The sequence below is a fragment of the Pseudomonas graminis genome (assembly GCF_001705435.1).
GTDB classification, from domain to species: domain Bacteria; phylum Pseudomonadota; class Gammaproteobacteria; order Pseudomonadales; family Pseudomonadaceae; genus Aquipseudomonas; species Aquipseudomonas graminis_B.
The window spans coordinates 1-2,381 of record NZ_MDEN01000031.1 but is presented as its reverse complement, the minus strand read 5'-3'; the positions used below and the strand labels follow the sequence as shown (position 1 = coordinate 2,381).

1 protein-coding gene is annotated in these 2,381 nt (G+C 65.1%); it reads left to right on the top strand.

What is annotated here, in order from left to right; translation table 11 throughout:
• The coding region (locus tag BBI10_RS00135) for a condensation domain-containing protein (RefSeq protein ID WP_141695064.1) at window positions 1-2,381 on the top strand (2,381 nt) is incomplete at both ends.

The following is a 2,381-nucleotide window of genomic DNA, read 5'->3' as shown; positions in this document are numbered from 1 at the left end:
ACCTTGTGGCTGGCGTCTGCCGAGACCGCTGATTTCACCACGGCCTACGCGCCGATTGGTGATCTGGTGGGGGATCGTCAGGGCTATGTGATGGACGCGGATTTGAACCCGCTTCCTCAAGGGATCGCTGGGGAGTTGTACCTGGGGGGCGCGGTGGCGCGGGGTTATCTGGACCGTCCGGGCGCAACGGCCGAGCGCTTTCTGCCGCACCCGTTCCGGGCCGGCGAGCGGATTTATCGCAGTGGCGACCGCGTGCGCTTGAACAGCAAGGGGCTGCTGGAATACCTCGGCCGTATCGACCATCAGATCAAAATCCGTGGCTTCCGCATTGAGGCCGGCGAGATCGAAGCGGCGCTGAAAGCCTGCGACGGCGTGCGTGAGGCCTTGGTCGTTGTCCGTGACAGCGCGAACGGAAAGGTCCTGCTGGGTTATGTCGGCGGCAACGGTCTGGCGGAGGACAGCCTTAAGCAGCAGCTGAAAAGCACCCTGCCGGAATACATGGTGCCGGCGCACATCGTGGTCATGGAGCGCCTGCCGCAGTTGCCCAATGGCAAGCTCGACCGCAACGCGCTGCCTGACCCGCAGGTGATCTCCAGCGATTATCAGGCGCCGCAAACGCTCCTTGAACAGCAATTGGCGGCGCTGTGGCAGCCGTTGCTGGGCATCGACGCCGTCGGCCGCAACGATCACTTTTTCGAACTCGGCGGCCACTCGCTGCTGGCGATGCAGCTGATCTCCCGGCTGCGTCATGAGCATCAATTGAGCGTGCCGTTGCGGGTGCTGTTCGACGCGCCGCGCCTCAGTGATTTCGCCCAGCGCATCACCGGGCTGACAGGCTCCGACTCGCCCCAGCTCGAGCTGACCCCACGCCGGCAGGCCCTTGCCGTGCAGTCGTTTTCCCAGCAGCGCCTGTGGTTCCTCGATCAGCTGCAACCCGGCGGCCATGCCTACAACCTGCCGGGCGCCGTGCGCTTGTGCGGCGACCTGAACGAGGCTGCGTTGCAGGCGGCCTTCGACGGCCTGACCGCGCGCCATGAAGTACTGCGCACACGGTTCCTGGCGGTCAATGGCGTGCCGATGCAGCAGATTGAGCCTGCCCAGTCGGTGCAGATTGAGCGGATAGACATCACCGCCGAGCCGAATCTCGACACTGCTTTCAACGCCCTGGCCCAGGCCTTCGTCAAACGCCCGTTCGACCTGTCCCGCAGCCCCGTCTGGCGACTGGCGCTGGTGCGTGTCGCGCCTGATGAGCTGCGTCTGCTGCTGTGCCTGCACCACATGATCTCGGACGGCTGGTCAGTGCGCGTGCTGCTGCAGGAATTCTGCGAGTTGTACCGCGCAGCCGTGGAAAACCGCGCGCCACAACTGGCGCCATTGCCGGTGCAATACGCCGACTTCGCCGTCTGGCAGCGTGAATGGCTGGCGGCGGGCGAGGGCGAGCGGCAGCTGAATTACTGGCGCGAGCAACTGGGTGACGAGCACCCGGTGCTGGAACTGCCCACCGACCGGCCGCGTCCGCCCCAGCAGAGTTATCGCGGCGACCGGGTGCTGTTTGCCTTCGATGCCGCGTTCAGCCAGCGCGTGCGCGGGTTCGCGAAGCAGCAGGGCGTCACGCCGTTCATGGCGATGTTGTCGGCGTATCAGGTGCTACTGCACCGCCTGAGCGGGCAGAACGACCTGCGCGTCGGCGTGCCGATTGCTGGCCGTTCGCGGCTGGAAGTCGAAGGGCTGATCGGCTTTTTCGTCAGCACCCAGGTGCTGCGCGCCGAGGTGTCTGCCGAGCTGAGCTATCGTCAGGTGCTTGAGCAGGCCAAGGCGCGGACCCTCGGCGCCCAGGCCCATCAGGACCTGCCGTTCGAGCAATTGGTCGAAGCGCTGCAACCTGCGCGCAGCCTGAGCCACAACCCGCTGTTCCAGGTGGCCTACGATCACCAGCAGCAGAACTTCGAATCACTCGCCGGGCTGCCGGGCCTGCGCGCCGACGTGCTGCCGCTGGACGATGGCAGCAGCCAGTTCGACCTGGCGCTGAACACCCACGAAGACGCCGAGGGCGGGCTGGGTGGGTCGTGGAATTACGCCACGGATCTGTTTGATCACGGCAGCGTTGAGCGTTTGCATGGGCGTTTTGAGCAGCTGTTCGCCGAGTTGATCGAGCAGCCGGACGCGGCGATTGGCGATTTCGAGCTGCTGGATGCCGAGGATCGCGCGCAGTTGGCGGTGGTCAATGACACGGCGCGGGAGTGGTCTGATACCGAGCCGTTTGTGCATCGGCATTTTGAGCGGCTGGCGCAGGTACATCCCGACCGGGAGGCTGTGCGCTTTGGCGATGCGGTGTTGAGTTATCGCGAGCTGGATCAGCGTGCGAATCAGCTGGCCCATTA